Here is a 20,921-nt window from a genome sequence, read left to right on the forward strand (position 1 = left end):
CGGGCTTTTCAGAGGTATTTTTACGGTCCTATATTATATCAAATAGGGTTATAATTTACTCAATGAAAATATTAGCATCACTTTTTATCATTCTTTTTTTCGTCTGTAACAGCCAAGCACAGGATGGCACAGAACGTAGTATTGGTCACAACACAACTGTGTCTTTAGAGAAAAAAGTAAAGGTCTTTCCAAACCCTGCAAGTAATGTAGTAAATCTTCTAGGCCTAAAAAATACATCTAAAGCAGATATATCTATAATGGATATTTACGGTAACACTGTACTTTCCCATTCTTGGGAGATTCGTAGAAACGCAATTAGCATTCCTGTATCTTCACTTGATTCTGGAGCATACATTATTACCATACATTCTAATGAACAAAAAGTTCATACCAAATTTTACAAACAATAAAGCGCTATAATACTTTTAGCTTTTTGATGTATTCCATATAATAAGGTATAATCTGAATTGGATTATAAGATACCTCTCCTCACTACTATTGCATCAAATAATTCTCAATTACCAAGAAACATTCGTTCTAAGTCTTAGTTTTTATCTAAATTCGCCCAAGAAATTGAACAAGAGCGTTTTTAACTAAAAATAATAGTGAAACACCACTTGTTTTTCAATAGAATTAGTGTACATTTGCAGCCCGTTTAACGGGATTGAAGTGTTTAATTAAAAAGTAACCGTAGTGGATACATTAAGTTATAAGACCGTTTCTGCCAATAAAGCAACCGTTGATAAGCAATGGCTATTAGTTGATGCAGAAGGAGAGACTTTAGGCCGCATGGCTTCTAAAGTCGCCAAAATGCTTAGAGGAAAACATAAGCCAAATTTCACCCCTCATGTTGATTGTGGTGATAATGTGATTGTTATCAATGCTGAGAAAATCAATTTGACCGGAAACAAATGGGATGATAAAACCTATTTGCGTTACACAGGTTACCCTGGTGGCCAACGTGCGACTTCTGTGAAAGAGCTTTTGGCCAAGAAACCTGAGCAAATCGTAGAAAAAGCGGTTAAAGGAATGCTTCCAAAAAACAGACTAGGTGCTGAACTTTTCAGAAACCTTAAAGTTTTTGTTGGAACTGCTCATGATCACGAAGCACAAAAACCACAGGTTATCAATTTAAAAGAATTTAAGTAATGGAGATCATTCATAAAATCGGCAGAAGAAAGACAGCGGTTGCTCGTGTGTATGTTTCAGAAGGAAAAGGAAACATTACCGTAAACCAGAGAGATCTTAACGATTATTTCCCAACAGCGACTCTTCAGTACAAGGTTAAACAACCTTTTGCTCTTACCGAAAACGAAGAAGCTTACGATGTAAGTGTAAACGTATACGGTGGTGGTATTACTGGTCAAGCAGAAGCTATACGCTTAGCTCTTTCTAGAGTTATGTGTGAGATTGACGAGGAGCACAGACTAGTTCTTAAACCAGAAGGTTTATTAACTCGTGACCCTAGAATGGTAGAACGTAAGAAATTCGGTCAGAAGAAAGCCCGTAAGAAATTCCAGTTCTCTAAACGTTAATATTACAATACGATTATATCGATACCCGCCCTTTGGTGGGTATCATTTTTTATATTTTTTAATCAAAGTTCATTGAAAGTTCGCTCTAAGCGGATAAATTAAATACTATTTTCTTTTAGAGAATAGTTATTCGGGAGACCTAAGAACATCTCATGTTTAAAGGCACCGATAGTTTAGCATCTAAATGCTTGAGGCTTTCCTTTTTTAAAGGAATACCACTTAGGCATTGCCAATTCATAAGAACGTAAACTAAATTCAAATGGCGAAAGTCGAAGTAAAACAGTTATTAGAAGCAGGTGTACATTTTGGTCACCTTACACGAAAGTGGAACCCTAACATGGCGCCCTACATCTACATGGAGCGTAACGGTATTCACGTTATCAATCTTTACAAAACAGTTGCAAAATTAGACGAGGCTAATGAGGCCCTTCAGAAAATTGCCGCATCTGGAAGAAAAATTCTTTTCGTAGCTACAAAAAAACAAGCAAAAGATATCGTTGCTGAGAAAGTAGCAAACGTAAACATGCCTTACATCACAGAAAGATGGCCTGGTGGTATGTTGACCAATTTTGTTACTATCCGTAAGGCGGTAAAGAAAATGGCAACTATTGACCGTATGAAAAAAGACGGTACATTCATGACTTTGTCTAAAAAAGAACGTCTACAAGTTGATCGTCTTCGTTCTAAACTAGAAAAAAACTTAGGTTCTATTTCTGAAATGACACGTCTACCTGGCGCTTTGTTCATTGTTGATACTATGCGTGAGCACATTGCTGTTAAGGAAGCTCAGAAATTGAACATTCCTATTTTTGCAATGGTAGATACTAACTCTGACCCAAGAGATGTTGATTATTTGATTCCATCTAACGATGATGCTTCAAAATCAATCGATATTATCATGACAGAGGTAACCAATGCAATTGCAGAAGGTCTTGCTGAGCGTAAATCTGAAAAACAATCAGGCAAAGAAGGTTCTGATGAGCCTAAAGCTGAGAAAAAAGAAAAAGCTGCTGCTAAACCTACTCCAGAAGCAGTAGATACTAAACCTGCACCAGTTGTTGCTAAAACACCTGAACCTACAGTAAATGTTGAGGCTACAAAAGAAGCAGTAGCAGCAGATAGCACACCGGTTGACCTTACTAAAGTAGAAGGTATTGGCCCAAAAGCCGCTGAAGCATTGGTTAACGCTGGTTTTGATTCTTACGCTAAATTAGCTGAAGGCAATCCAGAAAAAATCAAAGAAATCCTTACTGAGGCAAGTTCTAGAATGGCACACCTTGATCCAACTTCATGGCCAAAGCAAGCTAAAATGGCTGCCGATGGTAATTGGGATGAACTTAAAGTATGGCAAGACAATACTAAAGGAGGTGTAGAGTAATTTCTATTCTACCTTATAGTAAATAAAATAATAACATAACATTTGCTTTAAGATAGCGCTGAGAATTCACTCTATCTTAGAGCAAATTGAAAAATAGGACACAAGATGGCAAAAATTACAGCCGCAGAAGTAAATAAATTAAGAAAAGCTACAGGCGCAGGAATGATGGACTGCAAAAATGCCTTAGTTGAAGCTGAAGGAGATTTTGACAAAGCAATTGAAGGTCTTCGTAAAAAAGGACAGAAAGTAGCTGCAAAAAGAGCCGACAGAGATTCATCTGAAGGTGCTGCAGTTTCTAAATTGAATGCTGACCAAACAGTTGGTGTTGCAATCGTATTAGGTTGTGAAACTGATTTTGTTGGAAAAAACGAAAACTTTTTAGCACTAGCGAATCAAATTGCTGATATAGCTTTAAACTGTGATTCTAAAGAAGCTCTTTTAGAAGCGGATTTTGGAGGAATGACTGTTGCTGAAAAATTAATTGAGCAAACAGGAGTTATTGGTGAGAAATTAGAAATCACCGCTTTTGAAAAACTAGAAGCTCCTTATGTTGGGACTTATGTTCACATTAACAAAATTGCTGCTTTAGTTGGTCTATCATCTAAAGTAGATTCTGCTGAAATTCTTGCAAAAGATGTTTCTATGCAAGTAGCTTCAATGGGTGCAACAACTTTGTCTTACAAAGATTTTGATCCTGCCTTCGTTGCTGCTGAAACAGAAGCTAGAATTGCTGTTATTGAAAAAGACAACGAAGAACTTGGTCGTTTAGGAAAAACGCTTAAAAACGTTCCTAAATATATTTCAATGGCTCAATTAACTGATGAAGTTATGGCTCAAGCTGAAGAAGATGCGAAAGCACAATTGAAAGCTGAAGGCAAGCCAGAGCAAATCTGGGATAAAATTGTTCCCGGTAAAATAGAAAGATTTGTTTCTGATAACACTACTTTAGATCAAGAACAATGTTTATTGGACCAAAATTTCATCAAAGATGAGAAAATCAACGTTGCAAAATACGTTGCTTCTTACGGAGATGTTTCTGTTACAGGCTTTAAGCGTGCGACAGTAGGATAATCCTATATCAATCTAATTCAATAGAAACCGCATTAACTTAATCGTTAGTGCGGTTTTATTTTTTAATGCATTTACTTTTTTGAGTATTGCAAATAAAAAACCGCCATACTTAAGTATGACGGTTTTTTTATCCTTTACATTTTCTTTTTACCACTACCCTTTCATCCAGACTTCTCGCAATTTTATTGCTTCAGCACTAGCATTTTCAACAGAGGTGATAGTTTCAACATTTAAAGTTGGACTACCTACTTTTCCTTCTAGTTCAATCTCTTCATCACCTCGTTTAACTGTCATTTTAATCTCAGTATCCGGAGACCAGCCAAAACTCTTACCAATAATAGGACGTATAGATTCTAAGGTTACAGGCTCATCATTAATGCTTTTGATAACATCACCACCTACGGCTCCCAAATCTTTAAAAAAGCTATTAAGCTCTATTCCTTTTCGCACAAAAACAATGGTTTCATCACCTTGGTCAACATCAATAAAAGGATCTTCACCGTTTAAGAAATAACCTGTTTCCTGCTCTACTAAATCAGCTTTCAAGCCTACTTTAGACAAATAATCATTATAATTAATAGGTGTATTACCAATAACGTAAGTATCGAAAAAACCGCGGATTTCAGGATAAGTCATGGATACAATTTCATCAATCAACTTATCATCTTCAAAAGGAGTATTGTTCCCGTACTTTTTTGTTAGTTCCTTCATTAACCAAAGCACTCCTTTTTCGCCATTACTCAACTCACGTAACTGAATATCCAATACCATATTAATAAGAGCTCCTTTTTCATATACATTGGCATAGTTCTTTTTATAAGGCTCTTCTAATATATTTTTGCTCATCTCAGTGAAGGACATTGCATCGTCATATAATTTTGCATTATTGACCTTATCCATCATCCGTTGATAAAACTCAGCTTCATCAATAAGACCTTGCTGAATTTGAAAAAGATTAGCGAAATATTCCGTTGTTCCTTCATACATCCATAAATGTTGAGACATTTTAGGATCGTTAAAATCAAAATACTGAACTTCTTTAGAGTGTACACTCAACGGAGTAACAATATGAAAAAATTCATGAGAAACTACATCTACCATAGCCTGCTCCAACCTTTCCTTTGGCATTGCCTCAGGCAATACAACTACAGTAGAAGTATGATGCTCTAAAGCTCCAAAACCAGAAGCATCATCTGCTTCCATAGTAGATAAGTATAATAGAATATTATATATTTTGGTGCCATCAATATCACCTAAAAAAGTCTTCTGAGCACCCATCATTTTTTCCATTCGGTCTTTTAAACTCAAAGCCGAATAAATTCCGGTTGGCGAATACACGCTTAATGTTACCGTAATTCCATTTATCTCAAAGGTCTCCGTGTTTGGTTTCGCATAAAGAATTGGATTATCAATCACATCAAAATACCTGTTAGCCGTAAAGACATCAACGTTAGCTACTGATGTTTCTAACTTTTTAGTAGTTAAAGATGTTGACGCTATTAAATCTGCAGGTCTTGTAATGGATAATTGGTAGGGTACTTCCTTTAAGGTATTAAAATACCCTACAAAGCCATGCAGATTAAGCATAAAAGTCTTTCCTGCATTTATATTGGTTCCTGACGGAGAAAAAACCTTGCTCTTTACTTCGCCTTCCGTATCATACGTATCATTCACAAAATAAGTAACCTTATCCAGATTTGTTCCATTGGAAATTTTCCATGTATTGTCATCTGTTTTAGAAAAAGCTAGTTCTTTTCCATCATAATCAAAAGCTTTAAACCCCTCTATATACTGTCCATAGTTATCGGTACTGTACGTGCCAGGTACAGTTTTAGGTATGTAAAATGAAACTTCATCTGTTGTAAAAGCACCAGGATCTACTGTTACAGAAACTTTATCATCTACTACATTTTTCAAATCCAACGTAGCCAATACTGGTGTCTTATCAGCTGTTAAAGCAGTTTTTGTTGCCCCACAACTAGCTATTAGTATAGCAAAGGCAAGTAAGGGTAATTTTCTCATTGTATATATTTTAATACTTTATTGTAAGTAATACCCTAGTTTTTGAAGGGGTTGCAAGATTATAAAATTTAACAGAATACCACATCATTATTAGGAAATAATTAAGGTTAACTTTATCTGCGGTTTCAAAAACAAACCCTAATATTTTTTGATTATTTTTGCCTCAACGAAATACTAGCCATGCAATATAAAAGAATTCTCTTAAAATTAAGCGGTGAAGCCTTAATGGGTGAAAAGCAATACGGAATAGACTCCAAACGCCTAGCGGAATATGCTGAAGAAATTAAAGATGTAGCAGCAAAAGGTATTGAAGTTGCCATAGTTATAGGCGGCGGAAATATTTTTAGAGGCCTCACAGGTGCCGCCACAGGTATGGATCGTGTTCAAGGAGACCATATGGGCATGCTTGCTACGGTTATAAATGGTCTTGCTCTGCAAAGTGCGCTTGAAATGCAAGGTGTGCAAACAAGATTACAATCTGCTATTCAAATTAATGAGGTAGCCGAACCTTTTATTAGAAGACGTGCCATGCGTCATTTAGAAAAAGGCCGAGTTGTTATTTTTGGAGGAGGAACAGGAAACCCTTATTTTACAACTGATTCTGCAGCCGTTTTACGCGCTATAGAAATTGAAGCCGATGTAATTCTTAAAGGTACTCGTGTAGATGGAATCTATACTTCAGACCCCGAAAAAGATAAGAACGCGACTAAATTTGATACTATCTCTTTTGCAGATGTACTTTTAAAGGGTCTAAAAGTAATGGACACCACTGCTTTTACCTTGAGCCAAGAGAACGAACTACCTATTGTAGTTTTTGACATGAACAAAACAGGTAACCTAATGAAGTTAATAGAAGGTGAAAATATTGGCACAGTCGTAAATATCTAACCTTAATTTATTTTTATTTGCATATTATATTTGAATTATGAACGAAGATATACAGTTTATACTTGACTCCTCTAAGGAAAGCATGGATGCTGCAATGAGGCATTTAGAAAAGGAATTTGTTAAAATACGTGCTGGAAAAGCAAGCCCCGCAATGCTTTCTTCCGTTATGGTAGAATATTATGGATCACAGACGCCCTTATCTCAGGTAGCGAATATAAACACCCCTGATGGTCGTACTATTTCCGTACAACCTTGGGAGAAGAACATGTTACATGAGATTGAAAAGGCAATCATGAATTCTAACTTAGGTTTCAACCCTATGAACAATGGTGATTTCGTAATCATCAATGTACCACCACTGACCGAGGAAAGAAGAATTCAATTAACAAAACAAGCTAAAGCCGAAGCTGAAGATGCTAAAGTAGGTATCCGTAGTGCTCGCCAAGATGCCAATAAAGAAATTCGCGACCTTGAAGACGTTTCAGAAGATTTACAAAAAAATGCTGAAGTCGATATTCAAGCACTTACAGATAAATATATCAAGAAAATAGACGCATTCTTGGTTGTCAAAGAAGCAGAGATAATGAAAATCTAGTTTTAGATTTTCTCTTAAAATAAAAAAGCAGCCCACATGGCTGCTTTTTTTTATTCAGCACCAATAAGTTAATTAAATATCACATTTTAGGAACACACCTAATCATTATATACCTTTGCGCTCGGAAAAATTGAACGATGGCAGCCAAACATAAACAAGGTTTTTGGGAGAAAACAGCAAGCATAATTCTCCGTAACCGCATATTGATACTTATTTTAATTGCTGCATTCACCGTTTTCTTGGGTATGCAATGGAAAAATATGCGCTTCAGCAATACCCAGGCAAATCTATTACCAGACGACCACCCTGTTAACTTGGAATATCGGGATTTCTTAGATCAGTTTGGCGAAGAAGGTAATGCCATTGTATTTGCAATTCATGATTCTACACTCTTCACCCCTACCAATATTAACAGATGGAACAAATTCAGTAAGCAACTTGCCGCTTTTCCTGAAGTAGATTTTGTTCTCTCTTTAGATAATCTTCAAGAACTTAAAAAAGATAACGTAAATCAGAAGTTCATTCTTGAACCTCTCATTAGTTCTGAAATAAAGACCAAGAAAGAAATAGATAGCATAAAAAATCATCTATTTAAAGACCTACCTTTTTACGACAATCTCCTGTTCAATAAAGAAACGGGAACGGTTAGGACCATAGCAAATATGGATGGAGACATCATCAACACCAGTGTCCGCAAAGATTTCATTCTAGAAGACCTTAACCATCTTATTGACAATTTTGAGGCAGAAACAGGGTTAGATGTACGGGTATCCGGTATGCCGTACATCCGAACCATGAACTCCCAAAACATCATTGATGAAATAGGAAAGTTCATTTTGGCAGCTCTTGGAGTCACCTCTCTAATTTTCTTTTTCTTCTTTAGGAGTTTCCGAGCCACCCTTATATCCATGTGTGTTGTAATCATTGGAGTAATGTGGGCTTTTGGTATTCTAGGTCTCTTACAGTATGAGATAACAGTACTTACTGCTTTAATCCCTCCTCTCATTATTGTTATAGGTATCCCCAACTGTATCTTTCTGATTAATAAATACCAGCAAGAAGTTAAAAAACATGGGAATCAAGCTCTTTCTCTACAACGTGTAATATCTAAAATAGGTAACGCTACGCTGATGACAAACATGACTACAGCGTCTGGTTTTGCCACTTTTATAATCACGGATAGCAAGCTACTTAAGGAATTTGGTATCGTAGCCTCCATTAACATTATTGGTATTTTCATACTATCACTTTTGATAATACCTATTATCTACAGCTTTTTATCCCTTCCAAAAACAAGACATTTAAAGCATCTTAACAAACGCTGGATAGATGCCTTTGTAAATAAGATGGAACATATAGTTAGACACCGCAGGATTGCTGTCTACATCGTTTCTTTGATTCTTCTTATCACCAGTATTATTGGTATTTACCAAATAGAAATTTCCGGAAGCCCTATAGAAGATATGCCCAAGAACGCCCAGTTCTTTAAAGACATTCGCTTTTTCGAAAAAGAATTTGATGGTATTATGCCTATTGAAATAGTCGTGGATACTAAAAAACCTAAAGGTGTTTTGAAACCTGCCAATTTAAAACGCTTAGACCAATTAAGCGAGGTCGTTACGGATATACCCGAGCTTTCAAAACCTATTTCGGTCGTAAACTTAGTTAAGTATTCAAAGCAGGCCTTTTATAACGGCATACCCAAATATTATCAATTACCCACTGCCCAAGAAAACAACTTTATAATGAAAGTTGCCCAAAATTCTGATGGAAACGGCAACCTGCTTAAAAACTTTGTAGACAGTACCGGTCAGACTGCCCGAATCACCACTTTTATGAAGGACGTGAAAACGGACCGTATGGAGCAAATTGAGGAAAGGCTTAATGAAAATATAAACAAAATCTTCCCTCCAGACCGCTACAATGTATATATGACGGGAAGTGCGCTTTTATTTCTGAAAGGCACAAAATATCTGGTAAAAAATCTAATCCTCTCATTGGCTTTTGCAATCTTCTTGATTGCGCTATTTATGGCCTATCTTTTTAGGTCGTTTAGAATGATTATAATTTCATTGATTCCAAACTTGCTTCCTCTGGTCATAACTGCAGGTATTATGGGCTTTGTAGGCGTACCTATTAAACCTTCTACTATTTTGGTATTTAGTATTGCTTTTGGAATTTCGGTAGATGATACTATTCACTTTTTGGCAAAATACAGGCAAGAACTTATTGCAAACAAATGGCAAATTAAGAAATCTGTTTACGCTTCGCTTCGTGAAACAGGGGTAAGTATGTTCTATACTTCAATTGTTCTTTTCTTTGGTTTCTCCGTTTTTATCATTTCAAACTTTGGAGGTACTGTAGCACTTGGCGCACTAGTTTCGGCCACATTAATGTTTGCTATGTTGGCTAATCTTATTCTTTTACCATCGTTATTACTATCCTTGGAAAGGAATATTGCAAGTAAAAAAATATTAAAAAAACCACAAATAGACATTCTTCCGCAAGGCGAAGACGAAGTAGGAGAAAATTGAGGTTGATTTAACCAGTCATAAGCATTGATTCTTTTTATCAAAAACTTATCTTTGGCAATCAATTTTCAAGTGACTACAATGAACTCTTACAGCGTAAAAGAACTACTTTCAGAAAACCTCTTATTACAAGAAGTAACCATAAATGGATGGGTAAAAACATTCAGAAGCAATCGTTTTATAGCTCTAAACGATGGATCAACTATTAATAACATACAGTGTGTTGTAGATTTTGAGTCATTTGATGAGGATGTTCTAAAACAGGTAAATACGGGTGCCGCTGTAAAAATTACCGGAACTTTGGTAGAGAGCCAAGGCAAGGGTCAAAAAGTAGAAATCCAAGTAACCGGTCTTACGATTCATGGTGGTGCTGATCCGGAAACGTACCCAATTCAACCTAAAAAGCACTCGTTAGAGTTTTTAAGAGAGAAAGCACATTTACGCATACGGACCAATACATTTGCTGCGATAATGCGTGTCCGATCCGCATTATCTTTTGGAGTTCACCAATATTTTCAACAAAACGGCTTCAACTATTTTCATGCTCCCATCATTACCGGTTCTGATGCCGAAGGTGCCGGAGAGATGTTTAAGGTAAGTACGCTAGATAGCAAAAATCCTCCATTAACTGAGGATGGAAATATTGATTATAAGGAAGATTTTTTCGGAAAGGAAACCAATCTGACCGTTTCTGGTCAATTGGAAGCTGAAACCTATGCTATGGCATTAGGTAAGGTTTATACTTTTGGACCAACGTTTCGTGCGGAAAACAGTAATACCTCTAGACACTTAGCCGAGTTTTGGATGATAGAGCCAGAAATGGCCTTTTTTGACCTTAACGACAATATGGATCTTGCCGAAGATTTTATAAAAAACGTCATTAAGTATGTTTTAGAGAACTGCCAAGACGACCTTCAGTTTTTAGAAAAACGACTTTTAGACGAAGAGAAAACTAAACCTCAGGCCGAAAGAAGCGAAATGCCGTTAATCGAAAAGCTTAAATTTGTTTCGGAAAACAGTTTTAAAAGAGTTACCTATACAGAGGCTATTGACATTTTAAGAAATAGCAAACCCAATAAAAAGAAAAAATTCAAATACCCTATTAATGAATGGGGAGCGGACTTACAAAGTGAACACGAACGCTTTTTAGTTGAAAAACACTTTAAGTGTCCTGTTATTTTGTTTGACTATCCCGCAACGATTAAAGCATTCTACATGCGTCTAAACGAAGACGGAAAGACCGTTCGCGCTATGGATATTCTTTTCCCAGGTATTGGGGAAATAGTAGGAGGCTCACAACGAGAAGAACGCTTAGACGTCTTAAAAGAAAAAATGGCCGCATTAGGTATTGACGAGGAAGAACTTTGGTGGTACCTAGACCTTAGAAAGTTTGGTAGCGCTGTTCATAGTGGTTTTGGACTTGGTTTTGAGCGTTTGGTGCTTTTTGCTACCGGCATGGGTAATATTCGCGACGTCATCCCATTCCCACGAACGCCTCAAAATGCAGAATTTTAGCTAGAATTCGTTAACTTAGAAGGCAAGCTATATTAGATCTCAATGCTAAAACAACACTTACAGTTTAAATTATCACAGAAGCTATCTCCACAGCAGATACAGCTTATGAAGTTGATTCAATTGCCCACACAGGCATTTGAGCAACGACTTAAGCAAGAACTGGAAGAGAACCCAGCATTGGAAGGCGGGAAAGAGGAGTCAGACTCAATTGATGATGAGTTTGAGGACTCTTATGATGATAGCAACGAATCTGACAGTGAGATTATCGCTACTGATGATATTAACATTGATGACTACCTAAGTGACGATGAAATTCCGGATTACCGCACCAAAACCAATAACTACAGTGCAGACGATGAGGAAAAGAATGTACCATATGCTGCAGGAACTTCATTCAATCAATATTTATTAAACCAACTTAACACGGTTTATCTAAATGATGAAGAATGGAGCATTGCAGAGTTTCTAGTGGGTAGTGTAGACGAAAGCGGCTATATCCGAAGGCCTATTGCAGATATTACTGATGACCTTGCTTTTACCCAAAATATCTACACCGAAGAAAAAACCATAGAAAAGGTTTTAAAATTAGTTCAAAAGTTAGATCCTCCCGGTGTTGCTGCACGCTCACTTGAAGAATGCCTTATAATTCAACTAAAACGGAAAGAGGCAACTCCCAATATTGAACTAGCCATTACTATTCTTGAAAAATCTTTTGAACAGTTTACAAAAAAGCATTACAAGAAACTTATTCAGAAATACAATATTTCAGAAGAACAGTTAAGAGATGCTATCTCTGAAATTGAAAAATTAAACCCAAAACCAGGTGGCTCTTATTCTGGAAACAACCGTGTAGTAGAGCATGTAGTTCCTGATTTTTCCATTCGCATTGTAGATGGAGAATTAGAACTTACCTTAAATGGAAGAAATGCTCCAGAATTGCATGTATCTAGAGAATACAACAACATGCTAAAAGGGTATAAGGACGCTAAGAAAAAATCAAAATCACAGAAAGATACCGTACTTTTTATTAAGCAGAAACTAGATGCTGCAAAATGGTTTATAGACGCTATTAGACAGCGGCAACAGACCTTGTTCATTACAATGAACTCCATTATGCATTACCAATCCGAGTACTTTCTTACCGGTGACGAACGCAATCTTCGCCCAATGATCCTAAAAGACATTGCAGACGAGATTCAGATGGATGTTTCAACGGTATCGCGAGTTGCCAATAGCAAATATGTTGACACTCCTTACGGTACCAAATTAATCAAGGAATTCTTCTCAGAATCGATGAAAAACGACCAAGGTGAGGATGTCTCAACAAAAGAAATCAAGAAGATTCTTGAAACAGTGATTGGCGAAGAGTCCAAGAAAAAGCCACTTACAGACGATAAATTAGCAGCTATACTTAAAGAAAAAGGATATCCCATAGCACGAAGAACTGTCGCAAAATACAGAGAACAACTAGACATTCCCGTTGCAAGATTGCGCAAACAAATTTAATGAAGGTTTTTCTAAAGGTTATATCCTATATTTTCCACCCTTTGTTCATCCCGATAGCAGGCACTCTAGCCTACTTTCTAATTACACCAAAATATAGTCCTTTAGCCATTCAAGGCACCACTATTTTACCTACTTTCATCCTTACCGTAATCATTCCAATAATTGCTTATTTTATACTAAGAAATTTAGGCATGGCGCAAAGTATTTTTATGTCCACGGTAAAGGAACGCAGATACCCGTTATATATTCATATTATATTACTCCTATTTGTTATCTATAAAGTTATACCAAATTCAAATACTGTTGAGCTACATTTCTACTTTATTGGCCTGATCATATCGGCATTAACAACATTATTACTGTTAATCTTGAAGTTCAAAGTGAGCATTCACGTTATGGGCATGGGAAGTCTTCTCATGTTTTTAGTAGCAATGAGTATTCACTTTGAAGTGAACATAACTCTAGGTTTAAGTATTTTTACTTTACTAACGGGACTTGTAGCCACTTCCAGATTGTACTTGAAATCACATACACCAATTGAAGTTGTCCTTGGCCTCTTCATTGGTCTTCTCTCCCAATTACTTACCGTCCGTTTCTGGTTGTAGATAGTTCTTTTGCCAAGATTAAACTACAAAATATAAAAAATGAGTCCAATTCTAAGGGCTTTCGCATTCAGGCTTTCCGACCCGACCACAACATTATCATTAAAAAGGCTAGTTAACGAATAATACGCATGAAGATTAAAAGTATTATACCCAAAATTTAAGGTCAATCCATATTGAAAACTTCTAATGTCTTCATTATAAAATGATACTTTTCCTGAATCAGTAGGCACCAGCTTTGATCGCCCTCCAAATACGTAACCCAATTTCATTCCGGCGTATAATCTCCAAAATTTATACTCAGATGCCGTAGAGTTTCTCCAACGCAATTCAAAAGGAACCTCTAGCATATGTGTTTCTACCTTATTCCTATTGAAATCATCATCTTCAAGAATACTATATAAATTACCGGAGGATGTCTCCTCTGCCATAAGATTGGAGTAATAAGAATATACACCGTAACCTACACCAATACCCATAGCGGTAGTCCGGCTTTGATTTAATGGAATATCTTTTATAAAACCTGCCTGTAGACCATAGGAAAGATTACGTTGGCTTACACCCTCGGGTTGATTTAGAAGAAAGTTATAAGTGATTCCAATATAGAACTGATCCTCTAAGTACTTGGAGTCAACATTCGTTGAATCAATACCAGACTGAGCAACTGCACCTGTACAGCACAAAAAAAGTAATCCACATAAATAACGCATCATAAAGTCAAAATTAAGCAAATAAAAAGCGCCTCGGAAAAAATTCCGAGGCGCTTGTACTTACAAGTTTAAGAACTACTACTGCAAGTTATTGAAAGCATCACCATCATAAGTCGTATAATTGACTTTAAGTGCATTTACTTCTCTTAACTGCAACTTAATATCGGATATCAATCCCATATTCGCATTCCTATCTACTTTTAAAGCTGTAGTCAAAACGTTTTGAATTTCCTGCGGCTTCTTTGCTCTTTCAGATAAAATGTAATCACCAACTTCGTTAGGAGATGAAAATTTGTCATTCAATTGAATTCTAGCTTCTTCTCCAAATTGAGCTTTATACTGTGAAGTTGGTTGCCCAACATAAATGTATATAACCCTATCCTTCTTTTCCAATTTCTTGGTCTCACTAGCATTTGGCAAAGTATTCTCTACTTTCAAAGAGCTATCTTTCATAACCGTTACGGTCATAAAGAAGAATAAAAGCATAAATACAATATCAGGTAACGATGCAGTGTTCACAGCTGGTAAACCGGCATCCTTTTTCTTTGCAAACTTTGACATATTATATTCTGTTTTAGCTCTTATTAATTACTTGTACCTGTCTCAGCTTCTGACAACTTCTGTGGAAACAACTCTTGAATCCGCTTAACCTTTTCTTTGAGATCCTCTTTTCTACTAGGTTCGGTCTCAGGATTAAGATATTCTGCTTCCATATCAGTAAAGTTTCTCTTATACAAACGCTGTGCTTCACGATTTCTAAGGTCGTTGTAAGCACCTACCAATTCATTCTGAACTGTAATATAAGTACTATACTTTGTTTCACGATCGTTCTTCAAAGATATAATAGCCTTTGCTGGATTGTCAGATGACTCGGACAGTCTTTTACCTTTACAGTAGCTACAGTAATCTGCAGAACCTGATGGGGCTCCTCCGTTATCCAAGAAAGCCATAGCCTTCTCTCGTAACTTTTTGATATCGATAAGCTCGTCTTCAACTAACAACTGACCATTACGGTTAATATTAACCGTAAATATATTCTTCTGCTTAATAACTGGCGGTTCTTCCGTAGGCGGCTCAATAGGTGGCAACATACGATCTAAACCTGCATCAGTCTCAATGGTCGTTGTGACCAAGAAAAATATAAGTAGCAAGAATGCTATGTCTGCCATTGATCCGGCGTTTACCTCTGCTGGTCCTCCTCTTCTAGACATAATTTAGTTCTTTATTTATTTAATCATTTTTTTCACACCACCCGCAAGCATAGCTCCTACAGCTACAAGAGTCAATATGAAAAATACATTTAGACCAGCACCGATTTTCTTAATTTCAGATTCATCGGTTTCTATGCCTCTTTTTGCCATTTCTTCGATACTAACATCTGTACCGCTAGCCATAACAAAACCAATTCCGACAACTAAAAGAAAACCAACTAGTATAAAAAGACTTTTCTTTAAATTCGCAGGATTTGACAAAAGGTTCTTGAGGGCAAACGCCACACTAAAAACTACAGCTACGCCTAAAAGCAACCATGTAATAGCGAACATTGCATTAAGAGCCCCATTATTGGCTGCCTCAGCAGCCGGCATTTCAGCCTCTGGAAGCATGAACCACAAGGCAGCGCCTATTAAGCCCACAACAACCAAAATAATCTTTACAATTTTGTGCATAATTTAAGGTATTATGTGTGCGACTTATTTTTTGTGATCCACCAACATATCTATCAAAACGATAGAAGAGTCTTCCATATCATTAACAATGCTATCAATTTTAGCAATGATGTAATTATAAAAGATTTGAAGGATAATAGCAGTAATAAGACCAAATACAGTTGTTAATAATGCAACCTGGATATCACCTGCAATAAGAGATGCACTAAGGTTACCAACAGCACTAATCTTTTGGAAGGCCTGAATCATACCAATTACCGTACCCATGAAACCAAGCATAGGCGCAACAGCAATAAATAAGCCTAACCAAGAAACGTTCTTCTCTAATTGACCCATTTGAACACCACCATAAGCTACAACAGCTTTCTCAGCAGATTCGATACTTTCTCCTGCTCTATCCAAACCTTGATAGTATATAGAAGCAACAGGACCTTTTGTATTTCTACAAACTTCTTTAGCAGCTTCAACACCACCCGAGGCCAATGCATCTTCTACTTGTTGTTTTAGCTTACCAGTATTAGTGGTTGCCATGTTTAAATAAATAATTCTTTCAATTGCAACTGCCAAACCAAGAATCAAACACAAAAGAACAATACCCATAAAGCCGGCACCACCTTGTATAAACATTTCTTTCAACATCTGTGTAAAACCTACTTCGGCTTCAGCAGGTGCATCTTGCATCATTGTTGCTGTAGTTGCCATTGCGTTAACAGTATTTGTACTCATTACAAACAACCCGCCCACGGCTAGGATAGAGGATAATTTTTTCATTTGTTCAAACTTAAATTAGTTATTTAATAGGGTTAAAGATAAAAAAAAATCACAATAAAAAAAGTAAAACTTCGTTGCATCGGAGAAGTGGGGCCCAAATAGGGGTCATGACATCGAAACGGGCTGTTACACCAGTGCCTCTGCCTGACATAATCAAGCACAGACTTCTATTTTGCATATAAAAACTAAACTTACAAATATTTCCAGTCTAAACTAATTAATACTGAAAAATCTTTTTGTTCTGCAGAGAGGAAGGGATTCGAACCCTCGATACACTTTTGGTGTATACACACTTTCCAGGCGTGCGCCTTCGACCACTCGGCCACCTCTCTAAATTTCACTTATCCTTTAGTTTAAACAATAAACTAACTAAACAAGATCACCTTTTTTACGGGGTGGCCAAATAACAAAAAAAATGTTAGTTGATGAAATTAAAACTGCTAATTTTCTTGAATTTCACCACGTAGTGAAGTCTCAAATATACTTTTAAACAATTTGACCGAAACATTATTACCCAGAAGATACATTAACTTAGCAACAGCAGCCTCAGTCGTAATGTCTTTACCATTAATTACTTGCAATTCTTCTAACTGCTTACTGGTTTCATAGCGACCCATAGAAACGCTGCCTCCTGAACATTGCGTAACATTAATAATATGAATGTTATTTTCTTTTGCCTTTCTGAGAATATTGATCATCCAAGGCTCATTTGGAGCATTTCCTGCACCATATGTTTCCAAAATAAGTCCTTTTAAACCCGGAATACTGACTACACCTTGCAAAACAGCCGGACCAATACCGGGAAACAACTTCAGGATAGCCACATTGGTATCCATATGTTTATGTGCTTTGAACTTTTTACGCTTCACATAAGGTAACAAATATTCTTCACTAACCTTTAAGTATACCCCAGACTCTATTAATTCAGGATAATTAAGTGAGGCAAATGCCTGAAAGTGCTCCGCATTAATTTTTGTAGTACGATTGGCACGATACAATTTATACTCAAAATAGAGGCCTACCTCTTGCACCACAGGTTTTTTATTATGCTGCAAAGCAGCAATCTGAATTGAGGTAATAAGATTTTCCTTTGCATCTGTTCGCAAATCCCCAATAGGCAATTGAGAACCGGTAAAAATAACGGGTTTCCCTAAATTTTCTAGCATAAAACTTAAAGCAGATGCCGTATAACTCATTGTATCACTGCCATGTAATACAACAAAACCATCATGAGTATCATAATTTTCTTCAATAATAGTTGCTATTTCAGCCCAATGCGCAGGATTCATATTAGACGAATCTATTGGCACATCAAAAGAAACCGAATTAATATGACAATCCAACAGCTTAAGCTCCGGTATATTTTTAAGCAGTTTATCAAAATTAAAAGCCTTTAACGCGCCAGATTCATAATCTTTGACCATACCTATAGTACCGCCGGTATATATTAAAAGGATGCTACTTTTATCTGTCAAACCTAGAATGTTTAATTTTTTACTAAAATAATTGAGTGCAACTGAGCGTTTTTAAATTCCAAATACTTTCTTTGAATTCATCGTAGTGTAATCCGCTACAGCCTCAGCAGAAATATCATAAATATCTGCAAGTTTCTCTGCAACATTTACAAGATATGCACTTTCATTTCGTTTTCCACGGTAAGGAACTGGTGCTAAATAAGGTGAATCCGTCTCAAGAACAATATTTTCTATTGGAATTTCCGCTAAGAATTTATCTATTTTTCCATTCTTAAATGTAACAACACCCCCAATACCAAGTTTCATGTTATAAGATATCGCTTTTTTTGCTTGTTCAACATCACCAGTGAAACAATGAAAAATACCGAACAAATCGGCTCCCTTTTCACTTTCCAAAACCTCAAATACTTCATCAAAAGCATCACGACAATGAATAACTATAGGTAATTTGTACTTTTTAGCCAACTGTATCTGCGCACGAAAGGCTTCCTGCTGCTCTTTCAAAAAAGTTTTGTCCCAATATAGATCAATGCCAATTTCACCTACAGCATAAAATTTTCGCTGCTCAAGCATCTCTTTTACATGCCTCAATTCCTCTTTATAATTTTCTTTTACATGCGTAGGATGCAAGCCCATCATTAAAAAAATATTGTCCCGAAAAGACTTCTCTAAATCAAACATAGATTCCGTATAAGTTGAATCTATAGCTGGAATGAAAAACCGCTTAACACCAAGAGCTATTGCCCTCTCAATGGCCGCTGCCCTATCTTCATCAAAGGCTTCACTGTATAAATGGGTATGGGTATCTGTTAATATCATGCTGCAAAAATAGCCTTATCTTTGATAAAAAGAATACATGTCTTCTCTGAAAAAATTTCTTTGGAAAAAAAAATATACCCAAATCCCCCTAAAACTTACTCAAACAGATCATTTTGAAATATCAGCCAAAATAAATGGTGTTCCCGGACGATTTATTTTAGATACCGGAGCATCTAACACCTGTATCGGAATTGATAAAATAGAGCAATTTGGACTGGCTTCAGAAGTTTCAGAAATAAAAGCTGCTGGAGCGGGAGCCACTGACATGGAAACTTTAATATCCACGAAAAACAAGATTAAAATTGGCAATTGGAAGAAGAAAAAATTGAAAATCGTACTTTTTGACCTTGTTCACGTAAATCAAGCCCTTACCGCTCATAATACTTTGCCAGTTGACGGCATCATAGGCGCCGATGTATTAAAAAAAGCAAAAGCAGTTATTGACTATGACAAGTATTGCGTTTACCTTAAAATGTAGTTCCTGCAGAACTCCAAAGGTCGTATCCTATTAATATACCCCATAAAAAAGCCCCAAAGATTTTAGTGCAACTACGCTAAAAATCTTTGGGGCCGTATTTTAAAGAGTTGTAATTCTACATCTCTAAAGCTCTTTTTACATTACCATCCATCAATAATTCTTCTGGATTTTCTAATGCTTCTTTTATAGCTACCAAGAACCCTACTGATTCCTTACCATCAATAATACGGTGATCATAAGACACGGCCACATACATAATAGGCGCAATAGCGATAGCTCCATCTCTAGCGATGGGTCTTTCTACTATATTGTGCATGCCTAAAATAGCACTTTGAGGTGGGTTGATAATTGGTGTGGATAACATAGACCCAAAAACACCTCCATTGGTGATCGTAAATGTACCTCCGGTCATTTCATCAACAGTAATCTCACCTTCACGAGCACGAATAGCTAATCTCTTCACCTCTGCTTCAACACCTCTGAAAGTTAAGTTTTCTGCATTTCTAATAACAGGTACCATTAATCCTTTTGGTCCAGAAACGGCAATACTGATATCACAGAAATCATAAGAAATCATTTCCTTACCATCTATCATAGAATTCACTGATGGATACATTTCTAATGCACGCACTACAGCTCTAGTAAAAAAAGACATGAAACCTAAACCAACACCGTGCTTAGCTTTAAAATCTTCTTTATACTTATTTCTAAGTTCAAAAATAGCCGACATATCAACTTCGTTAAAAGTCGTAAGCATAGCAGTTTCATTCTTAGCGGATACCAAACGCTCTGCAACTTTTCTACGCAACATAGATAGTTTTGAACGGGACTCCCCTCTATTTCCTCCTGTAGGTGTACCCATTGAAGGAACAGCAGTTACAGCATCGTTTTTAGTGATTCTACCATCTTTTCCACTTCCTTTTACAGCAGAAGAATCGATGCCTTTTTCACTTAATATTTTTTTAGCAGCAGGAGAAGCTACACCAGAAGCGTAAGTTTCTTTAGCCTGAACAGGTTGTGGTGCTTTAGCCTCTTCTTTCTTAGGCTCACTTTTCTTCTGTTCCGCCACATCTTTTTCAGCACTGTCACCAGCCGGTTTAGCTGCGTCAGTATCAATCAAACAAACTACGGCACCAACGGCAACAGCATCACCTACCTCAGCTTTCAATGTAATTATTCCGCTTTCCTCAGCAGGAAGTTCTAATGTAGCCTTATCTGAATCTACCTCGGCAATGGCCTGGTCTTTTTCAACGTAATCACCATCCTCAACCAACCAATCCGCAATTTCTACTTCGGTGATAGATTCGCCCGGAGATGGGACTTTCATTTCTAATATCATGCTATACTTATTTGCTGTG

General features: G+C 36.7%; 21 protein-coding genes and 1 tRNA gene. 12 read left to right on the forward strand and 10 right to left on the reverse strand.

All coding sequences use genetic code 11. The features are described from left to right. Positions 1-62: 62 nt before the first annotated feature. From IWB64_RS03095 to tsf, 5 genes are all read left to right on the forward strand, one after another. Positions 63-410 carry a T9SS type A sorting domain-containing protein gene (locus tag IWB64_RS03095; protein WP_194532625.1) on the forward strand — a complete coding sequence of 116 codons (348 nt, stop codon included), beginning with the start codon at positions 63-65 and terminating at the stop codon, positions 408-410. 283 nt (positions 411-693) lie between these two features. Beyond that, entirely contained in the window at positions 694-1,149 is a 456-nt protein-coding gene (gene rplM, locus IWB64_RS03100) for a 50S ribosomal protein L13 (RefSeq protein WP_162524431.1), read from the forward strand. Continuing rightward, positions 1,149-1,535 (forward strand): 30S ribosomal protein S9, encoded by a 387-nt coding sequence (gene rpsI, locus IWB64_RS03105; protein ID WP_155594825.1) that lies wholly within the window; start codon positions 1,149-1,151, stop codon positions 1,533-1,535. The genes rplM and rpsI overlap by 1 nt, the downstream gene beginning before the upstream one ends. Before the next feature lie 259 nt (positions 1,536-1,794). Continuing rightward, positions 1,795-2,913 carry a 30S ribosomal protein S2 gene (gene rpsB / locus IWB64_RS03110; protein WP_194532626.1) on the forward strand — a complete coding sequence of 373 codons (1,119 nt, stop codon included), beginning with the start codon at positions 1,795-1,797 and terminating at the stop codon, positions 2,911-2,913. A gap of 105 nt (positions 2,914-3,018) precedes the next feature. Beyond that, complete coding sequence (gene tsf / locus IWB64_RS03115) at positions 3,019-3,984, forward strand: translation elongation factor Ts (RefSeq protein WP_194532627.1); 966 nt, start codon at positions 3,019-3,021, stop codon at positions 3,982-3,984. A gap of 153 nt (positions 3,985-4,137) precedes the next feature. On the opposite strand, the gene IWB64_RS03120 is transcribed toward tsf, so the two are convergent. After that, positions 4,138-6,006: a M61 family metallopeptidase gene (locus tag IWB64_RS03120; protein WP_194532628.1), complete on the reverse strand. Its 1,869-nt coding sequence runs from the start codon at positions 6,004-6,006 to the stop codon at positions 4,138-4,140. A 180-nt stretch (positions 6,007-6,186) separates the two neighbouring features. Here IWB64_RS03120 and pyrH point away from each other — a divergent pair, with 180 nt between their 5' ends. The 6 genes from pyrH to IWB64_RS03150 all read left to right on the forward strand — a co-directional run bounded on the left by pyrH (position 6,187) and on the right by IWB64_RS03150 (position 13,646). Then, on the forward strand, positions 6,187-6,894 hold the full coding sequence (gene pyrH, locus IWB64_RS03125; protein WP_155594829.1) for a UMP kinase: 708 nt from the start codon (positions 6,187-6,189) through the stop codon (positions 6,892-6,894). 37 nt (positions 6,895-6,931) lie between these two features. Further along, the gene (gene frr / locus IWB64_RS03130) at positions 6,932-7,489 is read left to right on the forward strand and encodes a ribosome recycling factor (RefSeq protein WP_194532629.1); all 558 of its coding nucleotides are present in this window, start codon (positions 6,932-6,934) and stop codon (positions 7,487-7,489) included. Between the two features lie 137 nt (positions 7,490-7,626). Next, entirely contained in the window at positions 7,627-10,023 is a 2,397-nt protein-coding gene (locus IWB64_RS03135) for an efflux RND transporter permease subunit (protein WP_194532630.1), read from the forward strand. Positions 10,024-10,101: 78 nt separating this feature from the next. After that, entirely contained in the window at positions 10,102-11,535 is a 1,434-nt protein-coding gene (gene asnS / locus IWB64_RS03140; RefSeq protein ID WP_194535788.1) for an asparagine--tRNA ligase, read from the forward strand. Positions 11,536-11,577: 42 nt separating this feature from the next. Next, positions 11,578-13,041, forward strand: a complete 1,464-nt coding sequence (gene rpoN, locus IWB64_RS03145) for an RNA polymerase factor sigma-54 (protein ID WP_194532631.1) — start codon at positions 11,578-11,580, stop codon at positions 13,039-13,041. Beyond that, complete coding sequence (locus tag IWB64_RS03150; RefSeq protein ID WP_194532632.1) at positions 13,041-13,646, forward strand: phosphatase PAP2 family protein; 606 nt, start codon at positions 13,041-13,043, stop codon at positions 13,644-13,646. Before rpoN ends, IWB64_RS03150 begins: the two co-directional genes overlap by 1 nt. A 23-nt stretch (positions 13,647-13,669) precedes the next feature. Here the strand turns inward: IWB64_RS03150 and IWB64_RS03155 are convergent, their stop codons facing one another. The 8 genes from IWB64_RS03155 to IWB64_RS03190 form a co-directional block, all read right to left on the reverse strand. Beyond that, positions 13,670-14,356: a porin family protein gene (locus IWB64_RS03155; protein ID WP_194532633.1), complete on the reverse strand. Its 687-nt coding sequence runs from the start codon at positions 14,354-14,356 to the stop codon at positions 13,670-13,672. Between the two features lie 75 nt (positions 14,357-14,431). After that, positions 14,432-14,914 carry an ExbD/TolR family protein gene (locus IWB64_RS03160; RefSeq protein ID WP_155594835.1) on the reverse strand — a complete coding sequence of 161 codons (483 nt, stop codon included), beginning with the start codon at positions 14,912-14,914 and terminating at the stop codon, positions 14,432-14,434. 23 nt (positions 14,915-14,937) lie between these two features. Further along, positions 14,938-15,564 carry an ExbD/TolR family protein gene (locus IWB64_RS03165; protein ID WP_194532634.1) on the reverse strand — a complete coding sequence of 209 codons (627 nt, stop codon included), beginning with the start codon at positions 15,562-15,564 and terminating at the stop codon, positions 14,938-14,940. Between the two features lie 15 nt (positions 15,565-15,579). Then, positions 15,580-16,020, reverse strand: coding sequence for a hypothetical protein (locus IWB64_RS03170; RefSeq protein ID WP_194532635.1), 441 nt, complete (start codon positions 16,018-16,020; stop codon positions 15,580-15,582). A gap of 24 nt (positions 16,021-16,044) precedes the next feature. Beyond that, complete coding sequence (locus tag IWB64_RS03175) at positions 16,045-16,791, reverse strand: MotA/TolQ/ExbB proton channel family protein (RefSeq protein ID WP_194532636.1); 747 nt, start codon at positions 16,789-16,791, stop codon at positions 16,045-16,047. Between the two features lie 244 nt (positions 16,792-17,035). Further along, positions 17,036-17,123, reverse strand: a tRNA-Ser gene (locus tag IWB64_RS03180). Positions 17,124-17,231: 108 nt separating this feature from the next. After that, a complete protein-coding gene (locus IWB64_RS03185) occupies positions 17,232-18,266 on the reverse strand; it encodes an asparaginase (RefSeq protein WP_194532637.1) in 1,035 nt (344 codons plus the stop codon). Between the two features lie 51 nt (positions 18,267-18,317). Beyond that, complete coding sequence (locus IWB64_RS03190; protein WP_194532638.1) at positions 18,318-19,085, reverse strand: TatD family hydrolase; 768 nt, start codon at positions 19,083-19,085, stop codon at positions 18,318-18,320. Between the two features lie 37 nt (positions 19,086-19,122). Here IWB64_RS03190 and IWB64_RS03195 point away from each other — a divergent pair, with 37 nt between their 5' ends. Beyond that, the gene (locus tag IWB64_RS03195; protein WP_194532639.1) at positions 19,123-19,563 is read left to right on the forward strand and encodes a retropepsin-like aspartic protease family protein; all 441 of its coding nucleotides are present in this window, start codon (positions 19,123-19,125) and stop codon (positions 19,561-19,563) included. A 115-nt stretch (positions 19,564-19,678) separates the two neighbouring features. Here IWB64_RS03195 and odhB read toward each other — a convergent pair whose 3' ends face one another. Further along, entirely contained in the window at positions 19,679-20,902 is a 1,224-nt protein-coding gene (gene odhB / locus IWB64_RS03200) for a 2-oxoglutarate dehydrogenase complex dihydrolipoyllysine-residue succinyltransferase (RefSeq protein ID WP_194532640.1), read from the reverse strand. Positions 20,903-20,921 lie beyond the last annotated feature (19 nt).

Origin of the sequence: Zobellia nedashkovskayae (assembly GCF_015330125.1) — a bacterium.
Classification (GTDB): domain Bacteria; phylum Bacteroidota; class Bacteroidia; order Flavobacteriales; family Flavobacteriaceae; genus Zobellia; species Zobellia nedashkovskayae.